General features: G+C 60.6%; 25 protein-coding genes. 13 read left to right on the forward strand and 12 right to left on the reverse strand.

Annotated features, from left to right (window positions below; all coding sequences use genetic code 11):
• Positions 1–126: 126 nt before the first annotated feature.
• The 4 genes from LVY75_13365 to LVY75_13380 are packed head-to-tail and all read left to right on the forward strand — an operon-like array spanning position 127 to position 4,572.
• A complete protein-coding gene (locus LVY75_13365) occupies positions 127–1,566 on the forward strand; it encodes an FAD-binding protein (protein ID XAZ24204.1) in 1,440 nt (479 codons plus the stop codon).
• Entirely contained in the window at positions 1,563–2,768 is a 1,206-nt protein-coding gene (locus tag LVY75_13370) for an FAD-binding protein (GenBank protein XAZ24205.1), read from the forward strand. The genes LVY75_13365 and LVY75_13370 overlap by 4 nt, the downstream gene beginning before the upstream one ends.
• A gap of 1 nt (position 2,769) precedes the next feature.
• Positions 2,770–4,080, forward strand: a complete 1,311-nt coding sequence (gene glcF / locus LVY75_13375; GenBank protein ID XAZ24206.1) for a glycolate oxidase subunit GlcF — start codon at positions 2,770–2,772, stop codon at positions 4,078–4,080.
• Between the two features lie 51 nt (positions 4,081–4,131).
• Positions 4,132–4,572: a hypothetical protein gene (locus LVY75_13380; protein XAZ24207.1), complete on the forward strand. Its 441-nt coding sequence runs from the start codon at positions 4,132–4,134 to the stop codon at positions 4,570–4,572.
• 69 nt (positions 4,573–4,641) lie between these two features.
• Here the strand turns inward: LVY75_13380 and LVY75_13385 are convergent, their stop codons facing one another.
• From LVY75_13385 to LVY75_13395, 3 genes are all read right to left on the reverse strand, one after another.
• A complete protein-coding gene (locus tag LVY75_13385) occupies positions 4,642–5,352 on the reverse strand; it encodes a porin family protein (protein ID XAZ24208.1) in 711 nt (236 codons plus the stop codon).
• 120 nt (positions 5,353–5,472) lie between these two features.
• Complete coding sequence (locus tag LVY75_13390; protein ID XAZ24209.1) at positions 5,473–6,144, reverse strand: L,D-transpeptidase; 672 nt, start codon at positions 6,142–6,144, stop codon at positions 5,473–5,475.
• A gap of 136 nt (positions 6,145–6,280) precedes the next feature.
• The gene (locus LVY75_13395; protein XAZ24210.1) at positions 6,281–7,033 is read right to left on the reverse strand and encodes a L,D-transpeptidase; all 753 of its coding nucleotides are present in this window, start codon (positions 7,031–7,033) and stop codon (positions 6,281–6,283) included.
• A 210-nt stretch (positions 7,034–7,243) separates the two neighbouring features.
• Here LVY75_13395 and LVY75_13400 point away from each other — a divergent pair, with 210 nt between their 5' ends.
• Both LVY75_13400 and LVY75_13405 read left to right on the forward strand, forming a co-directional pair.
• A complete protein-coding gene (locus LVY75_13400) occupies positions 7,244–7,873 on the forward strand; it encodes a DNA-3-methyladenine glycosylase I (GenBank protein XAZ24211.1) in 630 nt (209 codons plus the stop codon).
• Entirely contained in the window at positions 7,870–8,367 is a 498-nt protein-coding gene (locus LVY75_13405) for a hypothetical protein (protein XAZ24212.1), read from the forward strand. The genes LVY75_13400 and LVY75_13405 overlap by 4 nt, the downstream gene beginning before the upstream one ends.
• Positions 8,368–8,384: 17 nt before the next feature.
• Here LVY75_13405 and LVY75_13410 read toward each other — a convergent pair whose 3' ends face one another.
• Positions 8,385–9,089 carry an HAD family hydrolase gene (locus LVY75_13410; protein ID XAZ24213.1) on the reverse strand — a complete coding sequence of 235 codons (705 nt, stop codon included), beginning with the start codon at positions 9,087–9,089 and terminating at the stop codon, positions 8,385–8,387.
• 255 nt (positions 9,090–9,344) lie between these two features.
• Here LVY75_13410 and LVY75_13415 point away from each other — a divergent pair, with 255 nt between their 5' ends.
• On the forward strand, positions 9,345–10,394 hold the full coding sequence (locus LVY75_13415) for an aldo/keto reductase (protein XAZ24214.1): 1,050 nt from the start codon (positions 9,345–9,347) through the stop codon (positions 10,392–10,394).
• Between the two features lie 62 nt (positions 10,395–10,456).
• On the opposite strand, the gene LVY75_13420 is transcribed toward LVY75_13415, so the two are convergent.
• From LVY75_13420 to LVY75_13430, 3 genes are all read right to left on the reverse strand, one after another.
• Positions 10,457–10,816: a DUF305 domain-containing protein gene (locus LVY75_13420; protein XAZ24215.1), complete on the reverse strand. Its 360-nt coding sequence runs from the start codon at positions 10,814–10,816 to the stop codon at positions 10,457–10,459.
• Positions 10,817–10,886: 70 nt separating this feature from the next.
• Complete coding sequence (locus tag LVY75_13425; protein ID XAZ24216.1) at positions 10,887–11,270, reverse strand: hypothetical protein; 384 nt, start codon at positions 11,268–11,270, stop codon at positions 10,887–10,889.
• A 44-nt stretch (positions 11,271–11,314) separates the two neighbouring features.
• Positions 11,315–12,070, reverse strand: a complete 756-nt coding sequence (locus tag LVY75_13430; protein ID XAZ24217.1) for a hypothetical protein — start codon at positions 12,068–12,070, stop codon at positions 11,315–11,317.
• Positions 12,071–12,204: 134 nt separating this feature from the next.
• Here LVY75_13430 and hisS point away from each other — a divergent pair, with 134 nt between their 5' ends.
• Genes hisS through hisG form a run of 3 tightly spaced genes read left to right on the forward strand, consistent with a single transcriptional unit; the run spans position 12,205 to position 15,534 of the window.
• Positions 12,205–13,719, forward strand: a complete 1,515-nt coding sequence (gene hisS, locus LVY75_13435) for a histidine--tRNA ligase (GenBank protein ID XAZ24218.1) — start codon at positions 12,205–12,207, stop codon at positions 13,717–13,719.
• A gap of 1 nt (position 13,720) precedes the next feature.
• Positions 13,721–14,842 carry an ATP phosphoribosyltransferase regulatory subunit gene (locus tag LVY75_13440; protein ID XAZ24219.1) on the forward strand — a complete coding sequence of 374 codons (1,122 nt, stop codon included), beginning with the start codon at positions 13,721–13,723 and terminating at the stop codon, positions 14,840–14,842.
• Positions 14,839–15,534, forward strand: coding sequence for an ATP phosphoribosyltransferase (hisG, locus tag LVY75_13445; GenBank protein ID XAZ24220.1), 696 nt, complete (start codon positions 14,839–14,841; stop codon positions 15,532–15,534). The genes LVY75_13440 and hisG overlap by 4 nt, the downstream gene beginning before the upstream one ends.
• A gap of 72 nt (positions 15,535–15,606) precedes the next feature.
• Here the strand turns inward: hisG and LVY75_13450 are convergent, their stop codons facing one another.
• Complete coding sequence (locus LVY75_13450) at positions 15,607–16,056, reverse strand: DoxX family protein (GenBank protein XAZ24221.1); 450 nt, start codon at positions 16,054–16,056, stop codon at positions 15,607–15,609.
• A gap of 203 nt (positions 16,057–16,259) precedes the next feature.
• Here LVY75_13450 and LVY75_13455 point away from each other — a divergent pair, with 203 nt between their 5' ends.
• Positions 16,260–16,970 (forward strand): glutathione binding-like protein, encoded by a 711-nt coding sequence (locus LVY75_13455; protein XAZ24222.1) that lies wholly within the window; start codon positions 16,260–16,262, stop codon positions 16,968–16,970.
• Positions 16,971–17,081: 111 nt separating this feature from the next.
• Here the strand turns inward: LVY75_13455 and LVY75_13460 are convergent, their stop codons facing one another.
• The 4 genes from LVY75_13460 to LVY75_13475 form a co-directional block, all read right to left on the reverse strand.
• On the reverse strand, positions 17,082–17,528 hold the full coding sequence (locus LVY75_13460) for a hypothetical protein (protein ID XAZ24223.1): 447 nt from the start codon (positions 17,526–17,528) through the stop codon (positions 17,082–17,084).
• A gap of 659 nt (positions 17,529–18,187) precedes the next feature.
• The gene (groL, locus tag LVY75_13465; protein ID XAZ24224.1) at positions 18,188–19,825 is read right to left on the reverse strand and encodes a chaperonin GroEL; all 1,638 of its coding nucleotides are present in this window, start codon (positions 19,823–19,825) and stop codon (positions 18,188–18,190) included.
• A 56-nt stretch (positions 19,826–19,881) separates the two neighbouring features.
• The gene (gene groES, locus LVY75_13470; GenBank protein XAZ24225.1) at positions 19,882–20,178 is read right to left on the reverse strand and encodes a co-chaperone GroES; all 297 of its coding nucleotides are present in this window, start codon (positions 20,176–20,178) and stop codon (positions 19,882–19,884) included.
• A 451-nt stretch (positions 20,179–20,629) separates the two neighbouring features.
• Positions 20,630–21,271: a dihydrofolate reductase family protein gene (locus LVY75_13475; protein XAZ24226.1), complete on the reverse strand. Its 642-nt coding sequence runs from the start codon at positions 21,269–21,271 to the stop codon at positions 20,630–20,632.
• Positions 21,272–21,418: 147 nt separating this feature from the next.
• Between LVY75_13475 and LVY75_13480 the strand changes: the two genes are divergently transcribed.
• Together LVY75_13480 and LVY75_13485 are read left to right on the forward strand one after the other, a co-directional pair.
• Positions 21,419–21,775: a metalloregulator ArsR/SmtB family transcription factor gene (locus LVY75_13480; protein ID XAZ24227.1), complete on the forward strand. Its 357-nt coding sequence runs from the start codon at positions 21,419–21,421 to the stop codon at positions 21,773–21,775.
• Complete coding sequence (locus LVY75_13485; protein XAZ25713.1) at positions 21,750–22,238, forward strand: SRPBCC family protein; 489 nt, start codon at positions 21,750–21,752, stop codon at positions 22,236–22,238. Before LVY75_13480 ends, LVY75_13485 begins: the two co-directional genes overlap by 26 nt.
• The last annotated feature ends 142 nt before the right edge of the window (positions 22,239–22,380 follow it).

Raw genomic sequence — 22,380 nt, forward strand, 5'->3', positions numbered from 1 at the left:
AACTTTTTCCCTTTTGGCATAAGTGCTTAACATTTGCGCCAGTATCGGGAAAGTGCTAAGCCGAAAGAACCGGTTGCAGGGAGGATTTGTCACCGGTTTCCGTCATGTTGGCCGAGGGAGAACGCCATGTCCGACGCCATTTCGTTCCTCGCTCCGCGTCCTGACGTTCTGGCGCGCCGCAAGGAAATCGTTGCCGATCTCGTCGATCTCCTGCCGCGGGAATGCCTGATCCACGAAGCGCGCGAACTCGTGCCTTTCGAGACGGATGCTTTCGTCTCCTATCGCCGCCTGCCGCTCGCCGTTGCCTTGCCGCGTTCGACCGCGGAAGTGGCGGCCGTGATGAAATACTGTCATCGCTATGGCATCCCGGTCGTCCCGCGCGGCGCCGGCACCTCACTCTCGGGCGGCGCCATCCCGCAGGAAGATGCCGTCGTGCTCGGCCTGTCGAAGATGAACCGCATCCTCGAAGTCGATTTTGCCAACCGCTGCGCTGTCGTTCAGGCCGGTGTGACCAATCTCAATATCTCCGAAGCAGTCTCGGCGGACGGTTTCTTCTATGCGCCTGATCCGAGCTCGCAGCTTGCCTGCACGATTGGCGGCAATATCGGCATGAATTCCGGTGGTGCGCACTGTCTGAAATACGGTGTCACGACCAACAACCTGCTCGGCGTCAAGATGGTGCTGACCGATGGCACGGTCATCGAACTCGGCGGCAAGGCGCTCGATGCCGCAGGCTACGATCTGCTCGGCCTGGTCTGTGGCCATGAGGGCCAGCTCGGCATCGTCACGGAAGCGACGGTGCGCCTGATCGCCAAGCCGGAGGGCGCCCGTCCTGTGCTGTTCGGTTTCGAAAGCTCGGAAGAGGCCGGCCGCTGTGTCGCCGATGTCATCGCCGCTGGCATCATCCCCGTCGCCATCGAATTCATGGACAAGCCGGCGATCGAGATCTGCGAAGCCTTCGCCCACGCCGGCTATCCCCTCGATGTCGGCGCGCTCTTGATCGTTGAGGTCGAGGGATCGGAAGCGGAAATGGACGATATGCTGAAAAGCATCGTGGAGATCGCTCGCAAACACGGCGTCAGGACCGTGCGCGAATGCCAGTCGGCCACCGAAGCGGCGTTGATCTGGAAGGGACGCAAGTCGGCCTTCGGCGCCACCGGTCGCATTGCCGATTACATCTGCATGGATGGCACCGTGCCCCTGAGCCAACTGTCTTTCGTGCTGCAGCGCACCTCGGAAATCGTTGCCTCTTATGGCCTGCGCGTCGCCAATGTCTTCCATGCCGGCGATGGCAATATGCACCCGCTGATCCTCTTCAATGCCAATGATCCCGAGGATGCCGCCAGGGCCGAAGCGGCCGGCAACGATATCCTCAGGCTCTGCGTCGATGCCGGTGGTTGCCTGACCGGCGAACATGGCGTCGGCATCGAAAAACGCGACCTGATGCGCCATCAATATTCCGATGTCGATCTCGCCCAGCAGATGGCAGCGCGATCAGCCTTCGATCCGCAATGGCTGCTGAACCCGTCAAAAGTCTTCCCGCTCGAGGGGCGTTCGGCCGCATGATCGATCTGGTGCCGGCAAGCGAAGAGGAAGCTGCGGCCATCATCCGCGCGCATGCGCAAGAGGGTAGGGCGCTTGCCATCAGCGGCGGCGATACGCGCTCGGGTTTCGGCAATGCAGTCGAGGCGGAGGCCCGCATGCGCTCGATCGCCCTCTCCGGCATCGTCGCCTATAATCCCGGCGAGATGGTGATGACAGCAAGAGCGGGCACGCCGATCGCCGAGGTCGAGGCGGCCCTTGCCGAAAACGGCCAGATGATGGCCTTCGAGCCCATGGACCACCGCGCCCTGATGGGCACGTCGGGCGAACCGACGATCGGCGGCGTCTTTGCCGCCAATGTCTCAGGTCCGCGCCGGCTCGTGGCGGGAGCGGCGCGCGACAGCCTGCTCGGCATCCGTTTCGTCAATGGCAAGGGCGAGATCGTCAAGGCCGGCGGCCGCGTAATGAAGAATGTCACCGGCCTCGACCTGGTGAAGCTGCTTTCCGGCTCGCACGGCACGCTCGGTTTCCTCACTGAAGTGACCTTCCGCGTGCCGCCACGCCCCAAGGCCGAGGAAACCGTCGTCATCTCCGGCCTCAATGATGCCGAAGCCGCAAATGCGATGGCGGCAGCCATGGCCCTGCCCATGGAAGTCTCGGGCGCTGCTCATCTACCCTTGACCGTCACCTGGAAATTCCTCGGCGGCGAGTTGCCGGAGGGAGAGGCAACAGTGCTGCGCATCGAGGGCCTGCCTGGTTCTGTAGACGCGCGGGCGGACAAGCTCCTGTCGGCCATGGTGCCCTTCGGCCACGCCGCAAGGCTCGGGCAGACGGCGAGCCGTCAGCTCTGGCAGGAAATCCGTGATGTCGCCCCCTATGCCGATCAAACGCAGCGACCTGTCTGGCGCGTGTCGGTCGCACCTGATATCGGCCACCAGCTGGTCGCGGCGTTAAGGCTCGAAGCTGGGGTCGATGCGTTCTACGACTGGCAGGGGGGGCTCGTCTGGATGCGCATGGAGGCCGATCCCGAGGCCGATCTCCTCCGCCGTTTCGTCAAGGCGCTCGGCGGTGGCCACACGACGCTGATCCGCGCCCCGGCCGGTGCGAGAGCCGCGATATCGGCCTTCCATCCCGAGGAAGAGGCCGTGGCCTTGCTGTCGCGTCGGGTGAAAGAAAGCTTCGACCCGGCGGGGATACTTAATCCGGGCAAGATGGCGAGACACTGAAATGCAGACCAACTTCACTCTCGCCCAGCTTGCCGATCCGCATGTGGCCGAATCCGAGCAGATCCTGCGCAAATGCGTCCATTGCGGTTTCTGCACCGCTACCTGTCCGACCTATGTCACCCTCGGCAACGAGCTCGACAGCCCGCGCGGACGCATCTATCTGATCAAGGACATGCTGGAGAACGACCGTGCGGCCGATACCGAGGTCGTCACCCATATCGACCGCTGTCTTTCCTGCCTTGCCTGCACCACCACCTGTCCCTCCGGCGTCGACTACATGCATCTGGTCGACCATGCGCGGGCTCACATCGAGAAGACCTATAAGCGGCCGGTCATGAACCGGCTGACGCGCGCCATTCTGGCGGCGGTGCTACCCTATCCCGGTCGCTTTCGCGCGGCCCTTGCGCTTGCCCGCATCGGCCGTCCGTTTGCCGGCATGCTGCGCGGCGAGGCGCGGAAGCCTTTTGCAGCCATGCTGGCGCTTGCGCCGTCAAGCGTTCCGGCACAATCGCCTTTCGCCCGGCCCGGTCGTCATCAGCCTCAGACCGAGCGTCACGGCCGCGTCGCGATCCTGACAGGTTGCGCGCAACCTGTTCTCGATCCCGCCATCAACGAGGCAACCATTCGGCTGCTGACGCGCCTGGGCGTCGAGGTCGTCGTGCCGGAAGGCGAGGCTTGCTGCGGCGCCCTGGTTCACCACATGGGCCGCGAAGAACAGGCGCTCGCCTCGGCGCGTTCCAATATCGATGTCTGGATCCGCGAGATCGAGGCTGGCGGCCTCGACGCGATCATCATCACCGCCTCCGGCTGCGGCACGACGATCAAGGATTACGGTCACATGCTGCGCCTCGACCCTGCCTATGCCGGCAAGGCGGCGCGCGTGTCGGCGCTTGCGAAGGACATCACCGAATATCTGGCCGGCCTCGAACTGCCCGCTCACACGCCAAAAGGCATTACGGTTGCCTATCATTCAGCCTGTTCGATGCAGCATGGCCAGAAGATCACCACCGCGCCGAAGCACCTGCTGAAGGCGGCCGGTTTCACCGTTCGCGATCCGGCCGAAGGCCATCTCTGCTGCGGCTCCGCCGGCACCTACAACATTCTGCAGCCGGATATTTCCGCAAGCCTTAGGGACCGCAAGGTCAGGAATATCGAAGCGACGAAACCGGATATCATCGCCACGGGCAATATTGGCTGTATCACCCAGATCAGGTCGGGCACATCAATACCGATCCTGCACACTGTCGAGCTTCTGGACTGGGCGTACGGTGGTGCTGTGCCTGAAAAATTAAGGGATTTGCCGCTAGCCTGAATACACCGATTCATTGGCCGATTTCGTGGGCCGATCTCAGGAGTTCTGGCTATGTGGCGTGGATTGATGGTGCTTGCCGTATTGCTCGGCGCGGCTGGTGCGGCGCACGCAGACGGCCGCTATTTCTGTTCTGCAGACGACAAGGATGTGCGCTTCACGCTCGAAAGCGCTTTTGAAGATGGAGGCGGCCATCAGCTGATCCATTTCCGCGGTGCGCTGATGCTCAAGGACGACAATAAATCCAAGAATTTCGGCAAGCGGATCCTCGAATCGAAGGATTTGACGAACCGCTGGTCGCGTGATGGCGATCTGCGCCTGGAAGTCTTCACGACAGAAGGGGCCGACGCCGAAAGCGAGTCACTGGATCTCGCGGTTCTCGCAAGCCAGCACGGCAAGACCTCGCCGGATTTCGGCGGCACCTACAGCTTGCGGATCGAAGGCAGCACAAGCTTCTTCGTCGTCGAAGGCAAGGTGAGCTGCGGCAAGAAATAGTCCCGGACCTCTCTCCGTTTGACGCAATTCCAGCGAAACCGCTGACACTTTTGCTGGAATTGCTCCGGATCACCAGTGATAGGAGATACCGACATTGACCGCGTTGGTGACGATGTTCGTCTTCAGGCGGTCGCCGCTATCGATCGGAACATCGACGCGCGAATAGGTACCCTTGTATTCCACGAAGGTCGACCAGTTGTCGGTGACGCGGAAGTCGACGCCGGCCTGCGCCTGGAAGGTTACGCCGCCGAATTCGTAGTCGAAGGTCGTGCCCTGGGGACGGGTGACTTCGACATGCGGAATGTTCACGCCGACGCCGGCGCCAAGATAGGGGGTCCAGCGGCGAGCCGGGTCCTTGAAGCGATAGAGGCCGTTGACCGTCAGGAGATTCAGGCCGTCGGTGAATTCGAAATGCGTCCAGCCCGGTGAACGCGCCATGGTCTCGTCGTCGGCATAAACCTTGTCATGGGTGTAGTCGAGAGACACGCCCCAGTTCGGCAGATTGAAATCGCCCAGCCACCAGGTGACGCGACCGCCGTAGTAAGGCGGGCTGCCGAACGACTTGCCTTCCCAGCCGGCGCTGAAGGAGGTGCCATCGGATACATCGATATGGCTATGCGGTGCCGTCTGGTAACCGCCATAGATGGAAAATTCCAGATCTTCAGCCGAAGCCGTGCCGGCCATCGATGCGAGAGCGGAAAACGCAAGGCCTGCCAGAAGCGAGGGGGCCAGAAGCGAGGTGGCCACGAGCGAGGTGGAAAGACGCAATGCATATGCCATTGAATATCCCCGAAATACCAGAAAGGTTATCGGTTCAATTCTGTGGCAGAGTTCTGTGTCACAATCTTAAAGGAGAAAAAGGCGCACCGGGTGCGCCTTTATTTTTATTGAATGTGTTGCTCAACCGCCAAACATGGTCCGCAGAATGTCGATACCCTTGTCCTGGAAGGCGACGTTGCCCTGCTTGTTGCCGGGGCCGACGACGATGACCTTGGTGCCGACGGAAACGCGGCTGTAAAGGTGCGAAACGTCGTCATTCATCATGCGGATGCAGCCGGAGGACATGTTGAGGCCGATCGTCCAGGGCTGGTTGGTGCCGTGAATGCGGAAGATCGTGTCGCGGCCGCCCTTGTAGAGATACATGGCGCGTGCACCGAGCGGATTGTCCGGGCCGCCGGGCTGGACGGCGGGAAGATTGTGGCCTTCGCGGGCCTCGCGGGCGCGCATCTCCGCCGGCGGTGTCCAGCTCGGCCATTCCGACATGCGGCCGACCGTGACCACACCCGACCAGCCGAAACCATCACGGCCGACGCCGATGCCATAGCGCGTGGCGCGGTTGTTGCCTTCCACGAGGTAAAGGAACTTGTTGTTCGTATCGACGATGATCGTGCCGGGCTTCTCGCTGGTGGATAGACGAACCACGCGCTTGCGGAACTGCGGCTTGATCTCGCGGGTCTGCTTGACGCCACGCACGGCGTCCGTTGCCGTCATGACCGGTTCAGCGCTGACGGTCACAACCGTACAGGACAACGCAACGGCCGCCGCCGCTGCGAGCCTCAGAAATTGCTTCATATTCGATACCCTCTCCTTCAGGACTGCGTAGAGGCTAGTCAAATCGGTTTGAATTTCAAGTCGGAGAGGCGAGGGACACGGTTTTTTGTTATCCGGCGGACGGCTGTTCTTGTCGCCCGCCGGTGTTATTTGGTCATTACATCACGATGACGCGGGTGCCGACATTGACGCGGTCGAAAAGGTCGACCACGTCCTCGTTGCGCATGCGGATGCAGCCGGAGGAGACGGCGCTGCCGATCGTCCAGGGCGCGTTTGTGCCGTGAATGCGGTAGAGAGTGGAGCCGAGATACATGGCGCGAGCACCGAGCGGATTTTCCGGCCCACCATCCATGCGAGCGGGAAGATAATGGCCCTTGGCGGCTTCACGGCTCACCATTTCCGAAGGCGGGGTCCAGTCCGGCCACTCCGACTTGCGGGTAATCTTGTGGGCGCCTGCCCATTCAAAGCCGGGCTTGCCGACGCCGACGCCGTAGCGGCGCGCCTTGCCCCCATCCATCACGAGATAGAGGAAGCGATTATTGGTATCGATGATGATCGTGCCGGGTCTTTCCTTGTTATCGTAATCGACGATCTGCGGCAGGAACTGCGGCTCGACCTGCCCGCGGATGACGGGAATACCGGGACGGACGGCCGAAACGGTTTGCGGCGCCGGCTGAGGCGCGCGCTGGATGTATGTCCGGCGCTGCTGGAAAAGGCCGCGCTGCTGATAGACGACGGGACGCTGGTAAACGACGGGACGGACCCGGCCGCCGCCGAGCTGATTGATCCAGGGGGCGGTCAAGTCAGGGCTCAGCACCACGGGTGGACGGGAAGCATAGCGGTCGTCTGCAAGGGCGGCCGTGGACAGAATGCCGAGCATGGCTGCGGCAAGAACAAGGGGTTTCATCATCGGACGAACTCTCTACAAATGACCGAAAATGCGCTGGCGAAATTGTCCGCCTGCGGTCATGCTGCCACCGCGTCAGCCAGCGAATGGTAAATGTGGATTCATTAAAAGACGAAGGACCGGATAAACTTTTCGTCAGGGTTATCGTTCGGTTTGGAAAGAAGGTTTGCAAATGGTAAAGCCGGATTCGAAGCCGCAAAAAGAGATAAAAGCATGAGCGAAACCGGCATCATCATCGGCGAGGATGGCAAGAGCCGCTGCCATTGGCACGCGAATCTCCCTGACTATCTGCGTTACCACGATCAGGAATGGGGCAGGCCTGTGACCGATGACATCAGGCTCTTCGAGAAGATCTGTCTCGAAGGTTTCCAGTCCGGTCTTTCCTGGCTGACGATCCTGCGCAAACGGGAAAATTTCCGCGCTGCCTTCGCCGGTTTCGATTTCGAGAAAGTGGCACGCTTCGGCGACGAGGATATCGCCCGCTGCCTTGCCGATGCCGGCATCATCCGTCACCGCGGCAAGATCGTCTCCACGATCAACAACGCGCGGCGTGCGATTGATCTCAGAGGCGAATTCGGCTCTCTGGCCCGCTATTTCTGGAGTTACGAGCCGCGCGCAGAAGATCGGCCAGCCGTGGTTGATCGGGAACATATCGTTGCCAATCCGACAACGGCGACGTCTGTCAGGATATCCAAGGATTTGAAGAAGCGCGGCTGGACCTTTGTTGGACCGACCACAGTTTATGCTTTCATGCAGGCAATGGGTCTCGTTAACGATCATCTCGAAGGCTGCTTCTGCCGCGCCGAAGTGGAGGCGATGCGCGCAGCATTGGTGCGCCCATGAAATCGCCGATCAAGTCAATTGCCACCCTTGCCGCAGCGCTTTTTCTCTTCGCTCCGGCTGCCCTTGCGCAGACGCCGCAACTCGATCCCGGCGAGAAGCTGGAAAAGCTGCAGTTCCCGGCCGTAACCATGCAGCTGAAGGGCTGGACCAAGTTCGGCAATAGCGATGTCTATACTCTTCCGGTGCGTGCCGGCCAGCATGTGAAGATCAGCTTCGAGACGAAAAGCAAATTTGCTTTTCTGGCGATCTTCGACCTGTCGAAGCCCGATGACGAGGCCTTCTTCGGCACGGACGAGGATGGCACCAGCTATGAGACGACGGTCAAGGAAAACGCCACGTGGCTGCTGCGTCCCTACTATTCCAAGGTTTCGCCGCGGCGCGGGCTGGGCGCGCCTTACAGCATTCTGATCGAGCCGCTCGCGGCCGCCCCGCAACCGGCCAAGCCGGCGACCGAACAGCCGGAGCAGCCGTCGCTCTTTCCGAAACGAAAGTAGTTAAAGCAAAAGCTGCTTCAGCCGAGACCGTCGATCAGCCCGTGCAGTTCGCCAAGATGGACGATCTTGCGGAAGCGCGGCGCTTCTTTCGGTTCCTCGATATGCTCGAGCACCCAGGTCAGTTCGTGCGGAACGAAGACCCCGTAGCTGCCGGCGGCGATGGCCGGGACGATATCGGACTTCAGCGAATTGCCGACCATCATCGCTCGCTCCGGCCCATCGCCGACCTTGGAAAAGATGCGCCGATAGGTGACAGCCGTCTTGTCTGAGACGATCTCGACAGCATCGAAATAATCGCCAAGCCCGGACTGGGCGAGCTTGCGCTCCTGGTCGAAGAGGTCGCCCTTGGTGATCAAGACCAGCAGATATTTTCCGGCGAGCGTTTCCAGCGTATCGCGCACATGCGGCAGGGTTTCGACCGGATGGGACAGAAGGTCGCGCCCGGTATCGAGGATCTTGGCAATCACGCTCGACGGCACCTTGCCTTCGGTGACCTCGATCGCCGTCTCGATCATCGATAGCGTGAAGCCTTTGATGCCGAAGCCGTAATGGGCAAGGTTGCGTTTCTCCGCCTCGAGAAGCCGTTCGGAAATCTTCACGCCGTCGGCGAAATCGGCAAGAAGTCTGGTAAAATGCTCTTCCGTCAGCCTGTAATAATGTTCGTTCTGCCAGAGTGTGTCGTCGGCATCGAAGCCGATCGTCGTCAATGGTCGGGCGGTCATATGCGCACCTCTTGAAATGCGCCCTCTAGAAATACGAGAAGCAATTTATTCCTCGCCTGTGTCGAGACAAGGGCGTAGCCGCAGCGCTGGACAGAGCCGGGCTCCGTTGAAAAACGCGGGTCGGCGACCTAGATGAAAAATGCCTCACCTTGCAGCCAGCCCCGGCTGTTCCTGCTGCGCGCAGGCCAATAATCAAAAATAGAGTTCAGCAGTCCGCAAGCCCCTATCGCGGCAGACACAAGGGAATTTCTCGACATGCGTTACAATCAACTCGGAAATACAGGACTTTTCGTATCTGAAATCTGCCTTGGCACCATGACATTCGGGGAGGCCAAGGAAGGGACCCCCTGGGGCGCCATAGCCGATGTTGACCAGAAGGCGGCCGATGAGATCGTCCAGCGTTCGCTGGATGCAGGCGTCAATTTCATTGACACCGCAGACGTCTATTCCTTCGGTGAATCCGAGCGGCTGCTCGGCCAGGCGCTGAAGAACCTCGGTGTTCCGCGCAAGGATGTCGTCATCGCCACCAAGGTCTATGGCGTCATGGGCGACAAGCCGAACGATCGTGGCGCCTCGCGCGGCCACATCATGGATTCCGTCGAGGCGAGCCTGAAGCGCTTGCAGACGGACCATATCGATCTCTACCAGATCCATGCCACCGATCCGGTTACCCCGATCGACGAGACATTGCGCGCTCTCGACGATCTCGTGTCCCGTGGGCTTGTGCGTTACGTCGGCGTGTCCAACTGGCAGGCTTGGCGCATCGCCAAGGCGCTCGGCATTTCCGAGCGCAAGGATTATGCGCGTTTCGAAACCGTCCAGGCCTATTATTCGATTGCGGGCCGCGACCTCGAACGCGATATCGTGCCGCTGCTGCAGGAAGAAAAGCTCGGCCTCATGGTCTGGTCGCCGCTCGCCGGCGGCCTCCTCTCGGGCAAATATGGTCCGGGCGCACCGGGCAATGGCGAAGGACGCCGCGCCAATTTCGATTTTCCGCCTGTCGACAAGGACCGGGCCTGGGCCTGTGTCGCCGTCATGCGCGAAATCGCTCAAAAGCATGGCGTGAGTGTCGCCACCGTGGCGCTTGCCTATATTCTTGCCAAGCCCTTCGTGACGACCGTGATCATCGGCGCCAAGCGTGTCGACCAACTCGACCAGAACCTCGCAGCCGTCAAGCTGAAGCTCGATGGTGAGGACATCAAGCGCCTCGACGAGGTCAGCGCGCTCGCTTCGGAATATCCGGGCTGGATGCTTTCCCGCCAGGCCGCCGGCCGCCGGCCGGTCGATTTCGAGCCCAAGGCCTAATAAAACAGGCCGGAACAAAAGGGCCGCCGCTTCCGACGGCGGCCCTCGCATTCCTCGCGCGCTTACTTGGCGTGCTTCTTCAGCCAGGCGTTCATTTCGGCGATTTCTGCCTCCTGTGCCTTGATGACGTCTTCGGCGAGCTTGCGGATCTCGGGATCCTTTCCGTATTGCAGCTCGATCTTCGCCATGTCGATCGCGCCCTGATGGTGCGGGATCATGCTGCGGACGAAATCCACATCGGTATCGCCGCTCAGTTTGATCGTCATGTCCTTGTGCATCCTGTCATTGGCCTCTGTGAAGGCCTGGCTGGATGGACCATGGCCACCCATGTGCTTGGACATGTCCATCGTTGACATATCTTCGGCAAAGGCCGGCGCCGCCAAGGCGACGAGTGCGGAAAGGGTGATAATTTTCAGAGACATGAGTATTCCTTCCTCTGTCTGACAATAGGTTCCGGTGACAGCCAGCAGCTGCCTTTCTGCAAAGTATTGGTCAGATCAAGCGGGGAGGCGGCGCCTGAGGCGCGGGCCTGTTGTCCCTCAATGCCCGGTCGAGCGCCGGAGCCGGATAGGCAAAAGCCGCCTTGCCGTCATCGGCAATGAAATAGGCCGGCGGCATCACCATGCAGGCGGCGCAGAGCGGCATATGGGCGGCACCCGTGGCGCAAGGATCTTTTGCGGAATTGTTTTTGGCGGCCATGTCGCTCTTCGACATCATGCCGCCCATGTCCATGCCATCGGTGTGGAGATGCGCCGCGCCGATTTCGGCCTGAACCGCCATGTTCATCGACGCGCAGGTCGGGCAACCCGCCCATGCGGACATGGTGCTGTAGACCAGCCAGCCGAAGAACATCGTTATGAGGGCGAAAGCGCGCATGGGAGAAACATAGGCAGCTGCAGGCGAAAAGCCAAGCGGCCTGATCAGGCGGCAATGACCTTGTGCACGATCTGGTAGTCGCGGCTCTCCTCGCCGAATGGCGCGACGGGCCAGTCCCAGCCGGCTTTCCCTTGAGGTGGCTTAGCGCCGTGCAGCAGATCGGCTTCCTCATGCACCTTGCCGGTGCGATCGATGACGGCGTAGGAGATATCGGTGACCAGACAGGTCCGGCAGGGCAGGTCGGCCAGTCCATGAATATGGGCCGCGATCAGTCGTTCCACTGTATCCGCCGGCATTCCGGGAGAGGCTTCGGCCTCGTATCGCCGTTTGACGCCCCGCCCGATCTGCGAGAGCAGGTTGGCGGACACGACGAAATCGAGATAGGGCACGCTTCTGAGGAAGCCGAGCGGCTCGGGCTTTCGCCCTGCCTCCAGGTCATCATAGCCCGAGAGGTCGCGTTCGATCAGCCGCACGTTCCGATAGCGCTTGCCCTTCAGCCGCAGGCGCACGGACGCCAGATGCACGAGGTCGACGAGAACCACCGTATCGAAGCTCGCGGCCAGTTGCTCGATCGGCACGTCTCGGAGCAATCCGGAGCCGAGCACGACAGCGGTCCGCTGCTGCGTGAGGCCTGATATCGCGGTGGAAATGGCCTCCTTGCTGTTGGCCTCATGGGCTGCCCAATCCCGGCTGCAGCGGCCAGCGCGCGACCAGAGATTGACTGAATAGCGCACGAAGCGGCGGTGCGCGCTGCCCGTAAGCGCTGCTGTGGCGAGATATTGAAGCGCTTCCGCGATCATGGCGATATCCTGACGACAGGTCTTTCCGCATCGATCCATCGATTCTGGGCGCCAGATCAAGGCCCTTGCCCTTGCCGCTCCCCGCCCAATCCGCTAGGAAACCGCCACTGTCACATATGTGGAAATCCCCCGAAATGAACGACAAGCAGAAGAAACCGCAAAAGCTCAAGGCCCGCCTTCCGCGCGGCTTTGTCGACCGCTCCGCAGCCGATCTCCGCGCCGTCAACGAAATGACTGCGAAGATCCGCGAGGTCTACGAGCATTATGGTTTCGATCCGGTCGAAACGCCGCTGCTTGAATATACCGATGCGCTCGGCAAGTTCCTGCCCGACAGCGACCGCCCGAACGAGGGCGTCTTCTCGCTGCAGGATGATGACGAGCAGTGGATGTCGCTGCGCTACGACCTGACGGCGCCGCTTGCCCGCCATGTCGCCGAGAATTTCAACGAGATCCAGCTTCCCTACCGCACCTATCGTGCCGGTTACGTCTTCCGCAACGAGAAGCCGGGTCCGGGCCGTTTCCGCCAGTTCATGCAGTTCGATGCCGATACAGTCGGCGCACCGGGCGTCCAGGCCGATGCCGAAATGTGCATGATGATGTCCGATACGCTGGAAGCCCTCGGCATCAAACGCGGCGACTATGTCATCCGCGTCAACAACCGCAAGGTTCTGGACGGCGTGCTGGAAGCGATCGGCCTCGGCGGCGACGACAAGGCCGGCCAGCGCCTCAACGTGCTGCGCGCCATCGATAAGCTCGACAAATTCGGCCCCGAAGGTGTGGCCCTGCTTCTCGGCCCCGGCCGCAAGGATGAGTCAGGCGACTTCACCAAGGGTGCGGGCCTCGACCAGAGCCAGATCGAGAAGGTTCTCTTCTTCGTCGGCATCAAGGATTATGCCGAAAGTGCGGCCCAGCTCGCCGAGCTGGTCGCCGGCACAAGCAAGGGTGTCGAAGGCGTCGAGGAGCTGAATTTTATCGGCGCGCTCGTCACCAGCGCCGGTTATCAGTCGGACCGTATCAAGATCGATCCCTCCGTCGTGCGCGGCCTCGAATATTATACCGGTCCGGTCTATGAGGCCGAACTGCTCTTCGACGTCACCAACGAAAAGGGCGAGAAGGTCGTCTTCGGTTCCGTCGGCGGCGGCGGCCGTTATGACGGTCTCGTCTCCCGCTTCATGGGCCAGCCGGTTCCGGCAACCGGCTTTTCCATCGGCGTCTCGCGCCTGATGACGGCGCTGAAGAACCTCGGCAAACTCGGCCAGCAGGACATTATCGAGCCTGTTCTCGTCACCGTGATGGATGGCGATGTCGAGGCCATGGGCCGCTACCAGCGCTTCACGCAGGAACTTCGCGCCGCCGGTATCCGCGCCGAAATGTTCCAGGGCAACTGGAAGAAGTTCGGCAACCAGCTGAAATACGCCGACCGCCGCGGCTGCCCGATCGCCATCATCCAGGGTGGCGACGAGCGTGCGCAGGGTGTTGTGCAGATCAAGGACCTGATCGAGGGCAAGCGCCTGTCGGGCGAGATCGAGGACAACACGACTTGGCGCGAAGCGCGTGTCGCGCAGGAAACCGTTGCGGAAGCCGACCTCATCGCCAAGGTGAAGGAAATCCTCGCCGCCCAGGCGGAGGACCGGAAGAGGGCGGGCTGATATGGCCCTTATCAACCTTCCTGATTTCTCCGGCGAGCTTCTGGACGAGTTTTCCGCCCGCAAGGCGGAACGCATCGACACGCCGGTCATCCAGCCGGCCGAACCCTTTCTCGATATCGCCGGCGAAGATCTTCGCCGGCGTATCTTCATGACGGAAAGCGAAACCGGCGCCAGCCTCTGCCTGCGCCCGGAATTCACCATTCCCGTCTGCCTGCGCCATATCGAAAGCGCCACGGGTACGCCGAAGCGCTACTCCTATCTCGGAGAGGTCTTCCGCCAGCGACGTGACGGCAGCAACGAATTCTATCAGGCTGGCATCGAAGACCTTGGCGATATCAACATCGCCAGCGCCGACGCCCGCGCGATCGGTGATGCTGTCGGCATCCTCTCGCGCCTGCTGCCCGGCCGGCCGCTCTCCGTCACCATCGGCGATCAGGCAGTGTTCGAGGCCGTGGTACAGGCGCTCGGCCTGCCGCTCGGCTGGCAGAAGCGCCTGATCCATGCCTTCGGCAACATGACCCAGCTTGAGAGCCTGCTGGCGAGCCTCGTCAGCCCGCAATTCGTGACCGGTCTTAATGACAAGATCGCGCAATTGGTCGGTCTCGAGGATGAGGCGGCGCTGATTGCCTATATCGACGAGACGATGCAGGCGACCGGCTATTCCACAAATGCCAGCCGCTCGCCGCAGGAAATTGCCCGGCGGCTCAAGGAAAAGCTCGTTCTCTCCGAGACCCGACTGGATGACGCGGCCTTCCAGGTTCTGGAGCAGTTTCTTTCGCTCAACGTACCGCTCGTCAACGCGTCTGCGGCACTCTCGCATTTCGCCGATGCGGCGGGGCTGAAGCTAGGCAATGCGCTGGCGCGTTTCGATGGCCGTGTGGCAGCACTCTCCAATGCCGGCGTCGATCTCTCGCTCATCGAATACCGTGCCGCTTTCGGCCGCCCGCTCGATTATTATACCGGCCTCGTCTTCGAAGTGACGGCGGAAGATTCCCCGGCGGTTCTCGCCGGTGGCGGCCGTTTCGACAGGCTGATGACCTTCCTCGGCGCGAAGGACCGCATTCCCGCCGTCGGCTTCTCCCTCTGGCTCGACCGTATCGAAACCGAAAGGGCAGCCGCATGACGATCACCATTGCGCTTCCCTCCAAGGGCCGCATGAAGGACGACTGCTCCGCGATCTTCGAGCGTGCCGGCCTGAAAATCTATGCCGTCGGCAATGACCGCTCCTATCGCGGCCGCGTCGAAGGCTGGGACGATGTGGAAATCGCCTTCCTGTCGGCTTCTGAGATTTCGCGTGAACTCGGCAATGGCTCGATCGATTTCGGCGTGACCGGCGAAGATCTCGTGCGCGAGGGATTGGCGGAGGCCGACAAGAGGGTGGAATTCTGCGCCCGGCTCGGCTTTGGCCATGCCGATGTCGTCGTTGCCGTGCCGGAAATCTGGCTGGATGTCGATACGATGGCCGATCTTGTCGACGTCGCCGCCGATTTTCGCGCCCGTCATGGCCGGCGCCTGGCAATCGCCACGAAATACTGGCGCCTGACCCAGCAGTTCTTCTCCAGCCAGCACGGCATCCAGCTTTATCGCATTGTGGAAAGCCTGGGCGCCACCGAAGGCGCGCCGGCATCCGGCTCGGCGGATATCATCGTCGATATCACCTCGACTGGATCGACGCTGCGCGCCAACCATCTTAAGGTGCTGTCCGACGGTGTCATCCTGCGCTCGGAAGCCTGCCTTGTGCGTGCCCGCAAAGATGCCCATGCCGATACGCCCACGGTGACGGCAATCGTCGAGGCCGTACGCTCGGTTCTCTGAGACCGAACTTGGTGACATAGAAAACCCGCCGTCTTTCGACGGCGGGTTTTGCATGCTTGGGAGGGTATGAAATTAGCGGGCAGCGACCGCCTGCGGGCCGCGGCGAGCGTCGACCGAGTAGGCGCCAGCGCCATTGGTGGCGAGCATGATGTAGGCGCCGGCAAGCGTGACGTTCTTCAGGAAGTTCACGAAGTTCAGGCTGTTGATCCAGCCGTTCGCAGCAGCCGGGAAGTCAGGAACATTGACAGTCGGCAGGTGGAAGACGATGCCGGTGAACACACAGAAGGCAGCGATCAGCCAGCCCGTGTAACGAACCTGATAGCCGATGAGCACGGAAATACCCATGACGAGTTCGAAGAGGCCGGCGAGATAGGTCAGCGCGGTTGCGGCCGGAAGGCCGGCACCCATGACCATGCCGGCGGTGGCTGCAGGATCGGTGACCTTGCCGAAGCCGGCGAAGATGAACATGAAGGACAGAAGAATGCGGACGAGAAGGATGAGGGCGTTGTTCGTATTCGACATGGACGTTGCTCCGTTGAATGGCTCTTGAGGTCTTGATGCCCCGGCACCGTGTTGACCTCGGATGCAACCTATTTCGCCTTTTTTCGGTGTCAGGGAAAGATAAACACTAGCGGACGGTTTGTTCACTAATATGAAACGATGGGGCGGCTTGCCTTGCATGGCGACCATCTTCTATGGTCGCCGCCCTACCCAAGGAGAAACCCATGGCAGATCTTTCCGCATTTCCGATCACCAGCCGCTGGCCTGCGAAAAACCCCGATATTATCCAGCTCTACTCCCTTCAGACGCCGAACGGCGTGAAGATCTCCGTGGCGCTGGAGGAACTCGCTCTGCCGTATGAGCCCCATTATGTTTCTTTCGCAACGACGGATCAGAAGACTGCGGAATTCGTTTCGCTCAATCCGAACGGCCGCATTCCTGCGATCATCGATCCCAATGGCCCGGACGGAAAGCCGATCGGTCTCTTCGAATCCGGCGCTATCCTGCTCTATCTGGCGGAAAAGACCGGCAAGCTGATCCCGGGCGATGCCGCAGGCCGCTATGAAACAATCCAGTGGGTCTTTTTCCAGATGGCAGGCATCGGCCCGATGTTCGGTCAGTTCGGTCATTTCCATAAATTCGCCGCCGACAAGGTCGCTAACAATTCCTACCCGGTGGAGCGCTACCGCGATGAAGCGAAGCGCCTGCTCGGCGTGCTGGAAAGCCGCCTGAAGGGCCGCCAGTGGATAATGGGCGACGAGTACACGATCGCCGACATCACTACCTTCCCGTGGATCCGCGGCGCCGACATTTTTTATGGTGGCCGCGAGGTCCTGGACTACGCGAAATTCCCCGCCGTCATGGACTGGCTGCAGCGCTGCATCGCCCGCCCTGCAAGCGAGAAGGGGCTGAACATCCCGGTGAAGCCGGCCTGATCACGAGGCAATTCCAGTAAAATCGTGCAGCGGTTTCACGACCGGAATTGAGCGAAGTAACAGGAAAGCCGGTCGTGAGACCGGCCTTTTTACCTCGAGCCGTTCGGACGATTATTGCCGGCTGGTGATCTGGCTGGCGCCTTCCAGCTTGAAACGCGGGAAGATGAAAACCCCGACCATGCTGCCACTGTACTTTTCTTCCAGTCCATTGGATTCACCCATGCAGAAAAGCGGCTGGCGGAAGCCGTTCGGCATGATGATGGTCGTCGAGAAGCAGAAGGATGAGGAAAGCGTTGCCGCCTGTTCGAAGAGTTGCAGGACGTGGTTGCGATCCTTGGCGTCGTAACAGCGCACCAGGCTCAACAGGCCACATTCCTGGGCCGAGAGACCGTGCAGCATTGCGCTCCACTCTCCGAGCTTTATCACGCCCGTCGAAAAGTCTCCGATCCAGCTTTCGGAGACCGAGAACTGTGCCAACATGTCGTGGTTGTGATTGTTGTAATCCAGCGAGCCGGGCAGCAATGGTGCGGCAGCATTGGCTTTGGCGATCTTAAACAAGGCGTTCCCCAGTTCAGGTGCGGCTCCCCTGCCACACGCTCGGCAAACACAAAGAAACAGGATCACGTAGCACCAGGCGTCATGCCTGTGCTTTCATCCTGCGGAAACAGTTAGTCGGCTGCGCCTCTGACGGTCGCCGCTCGAATATTTCCCCGCAAGATGTCATCTCGTATGTTCGCGGAGACCTTCGAAAGCCCGAATGTTCACGCGTGGCCTTTGGCGTATCCGGTCTCGTCTGTTGCGAGAATTCTTCCGGTGCGAACGTCAATTGCAGCGCGGATTTATAGGAACTTTTGCGCAAACGGCAACGGCTTTTTCCGGGGCGTTAGGCTGACGTTATGATTGGATTTTCACCCGGACTGCGCGTTATCCGCTAATTTTGTGGTCAAAAGTCTCATTTATGCGTTGTGGAAACGGTTTCACACACACCATAGCATGCAGCTTCCGTAAATTAGACAGCTTGGAAACCGAATTGCGCTGAAGGGGAAAATGCGCGGCGCGCAAGCCTCGCGAAAGCTTCGGGCCAAAGAAGAGGCCTCAGGAGCCAGCCTAAGGGTTTGAGCCGCAGGTATTTTTCGAATCGGCAAAAAAAGGGCGGCCCGAAGACCGCCCTCTCTATTCCGGAGACCGGAATGGATGTCAGTGACGGCTTACGCCTATCACATCATGTCCATACCGCCCATGCCGCCCATGCCGCCCGGCATTGCCGGAGCGTCCTTCTTCGGCAGCTCGGCGATCATGGCTTCCGTGGTGATCAGCAGCGAAGCAACCGAAGCTGCGTTCTGCAGAGCCGTACGGACAACCTTGACCGGGTCGACGATGCCGAGCTGGATCAGGTCGCCATATTCGCCAGTCTGGGCGTTGTAGCCGTAGTTGTCTTCATTCTTGTCGAGGATCTTGCCGACAACGATCGAAGCTTCGTCACCTGCGTTTTCAGCGATCTGGCGAACCAGAGCCTGCAGGGCGCGGCGAACGATGTTGATACCAGCTTCCTGGTCGTCGTTTTCGCCCTTTGCGGTGATCTTCGTGGAAGAACGCAGCAGAGCGACGCCGCCGCCCGGTACGATACCTTCCTGAACAGCAGCGCGCGTCGCGTTGAGAGCGTCGTCGATGCGGTCCTTCTTTTCCTTCACTTCGACTTCCGTCGAACCGCCGACGCGGATAACGGCAACGCCGCCAGCGAGCTTGGCAAGACGTTCCTGCAGCTTTTCGCGATCGTAGTCGGAGGTGGTTTCTTCGATCTGGGCCTTGATCTGGGCAACACGGCCTTCGATGTCGGACTTGGCGCCAGCGCCGTCGACGATCGTGGTGTTTTCCTTGGAGATCGAGACCTTCTTGGTGCGGCCGAGCATGTCGAGCGTGACAGACTCAAGCTTGATGCCGAGGTCTTCGGAGATGACAGTGCCGCCCGTGAGGATAGCGATGTCTTCCAGCATGGCCTTGCGACGATCGCCGAAGCCCGGAGCCTTGACAGCAGCAATCTTCAGGCCGCCGCGCAGCTTGTTGACGACGAGCGTAGCAAGAGCTTCGCCTTCGACGTCTTCAGCGATGATGAGGAGCGGCTTGCCGGTCTGAACGACAGCTTCGAGAACCGGGAGCATGGACTGCAGGTTCGAAAGCTTCTTTTCGTGCAGGAGGATGAAGGCGTCTTCGAGGTCAGCAACCATCTTTTCCGGGTTAGTGACGAAGTACGGGCTCAGGTAGCCGCGGTCGAACTGCATGCCTTCGACGACTTCGAGTTCGGTTTCAGCGGTCTTGGCTTCTTCGACGGTGATGACGCCTTCGTTGCCGACCTTCTGCATTGCTTCAGCAATGTCGAGACCGATCTGCTTTTCGCCGTTTGCGGAGATCGTGCCGACCTGGGCAACTTCTTCCGAAGTGTTGATCTTCTTGGCCTTGGCCTGGAGATCCTTGACGACTTCAGCAACAGCGAGGTCGATACCGCGCTTCAGGTCCATCGGGTTCATGCCGGCAGCAACTGCCTTAGCGCCTTCGCGAACGATGGCCTGTGCGAGAACCGTTGCAGTCGTGGTGCCGTCGCCGGCGACGTCGTTGGTCTTCGAAGCAACTTCGCGGACCATCTGGGCGCCCATGTTTTCGAACTTGTCTTCGAGTTCGATTTCCTTGGCGACCGAAACACCGTCCTTGGTGATGCGCGGAGCGCCGAAGGACTTGTCGATAACGACGTTACGGCCCTTCGGACCAAGCGTGACCTTCACTGCGTCAGCGAGGATATCGACGCCGCGCAGCAACTTTTCGCGCGCGCCGCGGCCGAACTTTACTTCTTTAGCTGCCATTTTGAGAACTCCTGAAAAGGGGTGTCAGCGATATCGGATGAAAGACAACCGGCTGATTAGCCGATGATGCCCATGATGTCGGCTTCCTTCATGATCAGAAGGTCTTCGCCGTTGATCTTGACTTCGGTGCCCGACCACTTGCCGAACAGAACGCGATCGCCAGCCTTGACGTCGAGTGCTACGACCTTGCCGGACTCGTCACGAGCGCCGGAGCCGACAGCGACGATTTCGCCTTCCTGCGGCTTTTCCTTAGCGGTATCCGGGATGATGATGCCGCCCTTGGTCTTCTCTTCGGATTCAACGCGACGGACAACGACGCGATCGTGAAGCGGGCGGAAATTGGTGCTTGCCATTGTCTAATCCCTCGATCAAATGACATTCGCGGACCGGGGTGGCCCACAAGGTGGATGTTAGCACTCAACTCCCGTGAGTGCTAGCGCCGTGCATTTAGGGATGGCTCCAGAAGGAGTCAAGAAGAGCCTTCACGGATTTTTGTGCCGGAATTGTGGAGACATGCAGGATTTGTCCCGCGTGGCGCCGAGCCTTTGCCACAGCCTGCCTTTCCGAGCCTTGCCTGCCCGGGCGAACATGGGGTGCGGCTGGCGGGCCGGCCAACTCGCCACGCATCATCTGGCCAATGCGTGGCGATATCGTTGCCCGCCTGCTTCCAAGGTTGACCGCTTTACAGCGGAAGTCGACATTTGCCTCGGGTTGGACAGGCAAGGCAGATTGTCAGGGTCTGCACGGAAGCCGACATCATGACCGCTGTGCGCGGCCATGGTCGCCCCAGTCGCAAGAAAATGCCTAGCGTTGGAAGGTGAGGTGGATGGTGCCACTCGGCGCGGTTTCCGACGTCACCGTGCAGCCGGCTTCCAGGCCGCGCAGATCGTCCCACAGGCGTATGCCGCGCCCGAGCAGGATCGGAGCGATAGCGACATGAAGGCGATCGACAAGGCCCGCCTTGAGGAAGTCGCGAACAACGGTAGCACCGCCGCCAACCCGCACGTCTTTGCCGCCCGCCACACTGACAGCCCGCTGTAGCGCATCGGCAGGTGTAGTGGCGAGGAAATGGAAAATTGTCCCGCCAGCCATCTCCAGGGAGGGGCGTGGCTTGTGGGTGAGGACGAAAACCGGACACTGGAACGGCGGCTCGTCACCCCACCAGCCGCGCCAGTCCGGATCGTCGGGGAAATTGTGGAGACCGAACATGCCGGCGCCCATGATCTCGGCCCCCACATTTTCGAAATACGCCTTCGCGTAGTCGTCGTCGATGCCTGTCGTCCCAGCCCCGCTGGTATCCTTGAATACGCGCTCGCGGAAGGTGCGGGTTGCTACATATGAGCCGACGAGACGCGACCAGTCCTCTCCGAACGGGACTTCCGGCGTCTGGTCCGTCGTTGTCGCGAAACCATCGAGCGAGATCATGAGATCGACACGAACTACCACTGTTGTTCTCCTTGCGAGTGGTTGCACCATGACAGCCTCCATCTGTAGGTCAGACACTAAGGCATGTGCCTTTGTATCGAGGGCCGAACACTAAGGCAAGTACCTTATTGTCCTTGACTGGCAATCGGTGACGTTCTAATAGGCCACATGCCCTACCACTCGACACCGCTCGACCTTGCCTTTCACGCTCTCAGCGACCCGACCCGCCGCGCGGTCGTCTCGCGCCTGGCTGCCGGCGAGGTACCGGTCAGCGTCCTGGCCGAGCCTTTCGACATGGCGCTGCCCTCCTTCGCCCAGCATCTCAAGGTGCTGGAGGATTGCGGGCTGATCGCCAGCGAGAAGCGCGGGCGCAGCCGCTGGTGCAGGCTGGTGCAGGCGCGCTTCGACGAGGCGGCGGACTGGATGGAAGCGGAGCGCCGGCGCTGGACCGAGCGGCTGGATCGGCTGGAAGCCTATTTGGACGAGACGCAAGAGGATGATGAAGGACATGGCAAACCCGTTTGAGACCTGGTCGCTCGATCGCGAAATCGTGCTGGTCAAGCTGCTGAATCACCCACGCGACAAGGTCTTTGCCGCCTGGATGGATCCAAAGGCACTGGCCAAATGGTACGGCCCGACCGGCCTCAGCATCGAGAGCCACGAGGCCGATATCCGCGAGGGCGGGATCTGGCGCTTCGATATGGTGGGCATGTTCGAGGGCAAGGAGCATCGTTTCGCGAACCTCATGCGCTTTCTGGAGATCGTGCCGAACGAGCGGATCGTCATGGATTACGGCACGCCCGATCCTGATGACCCCGACCGTTTCCGCGTTACCGTGACCTTTGATGAGCAGGCCGACGGCAAGACCGTGTTGACCCTGCGCCAGCTCCACCCCAGTGCCAAGCGGCGTCAGGTGGTCATCGGTTTCGGCGCGGTGGAATACGGGCTGCAGACGCTCGAGGGCCTTGCCGCCTGGCTGGACGGCTGATGTCATCAGAGGTGCCTGTAATATGCCTTGCCGGTTTCGACGATGCGCCGAAGCCGGCATGCCAGGCTCACCTTCAACGAATGAACATGTTTCGGTGGGGTCAGCGAAAAGCCAAGTCGTGCCGAAAGCCGCCATTGGCTGT

Origin of the sequence: Sinorhizobium sp. B11 (assembly GCA_039725955.1) — a bacterium.
Taxonomy (GTDB): domain Bacteria; phylum Pseudomonadota; class Alphaproteobacteria; order Rhizobiales; family Rhizobiaceae; genus Rhizobium.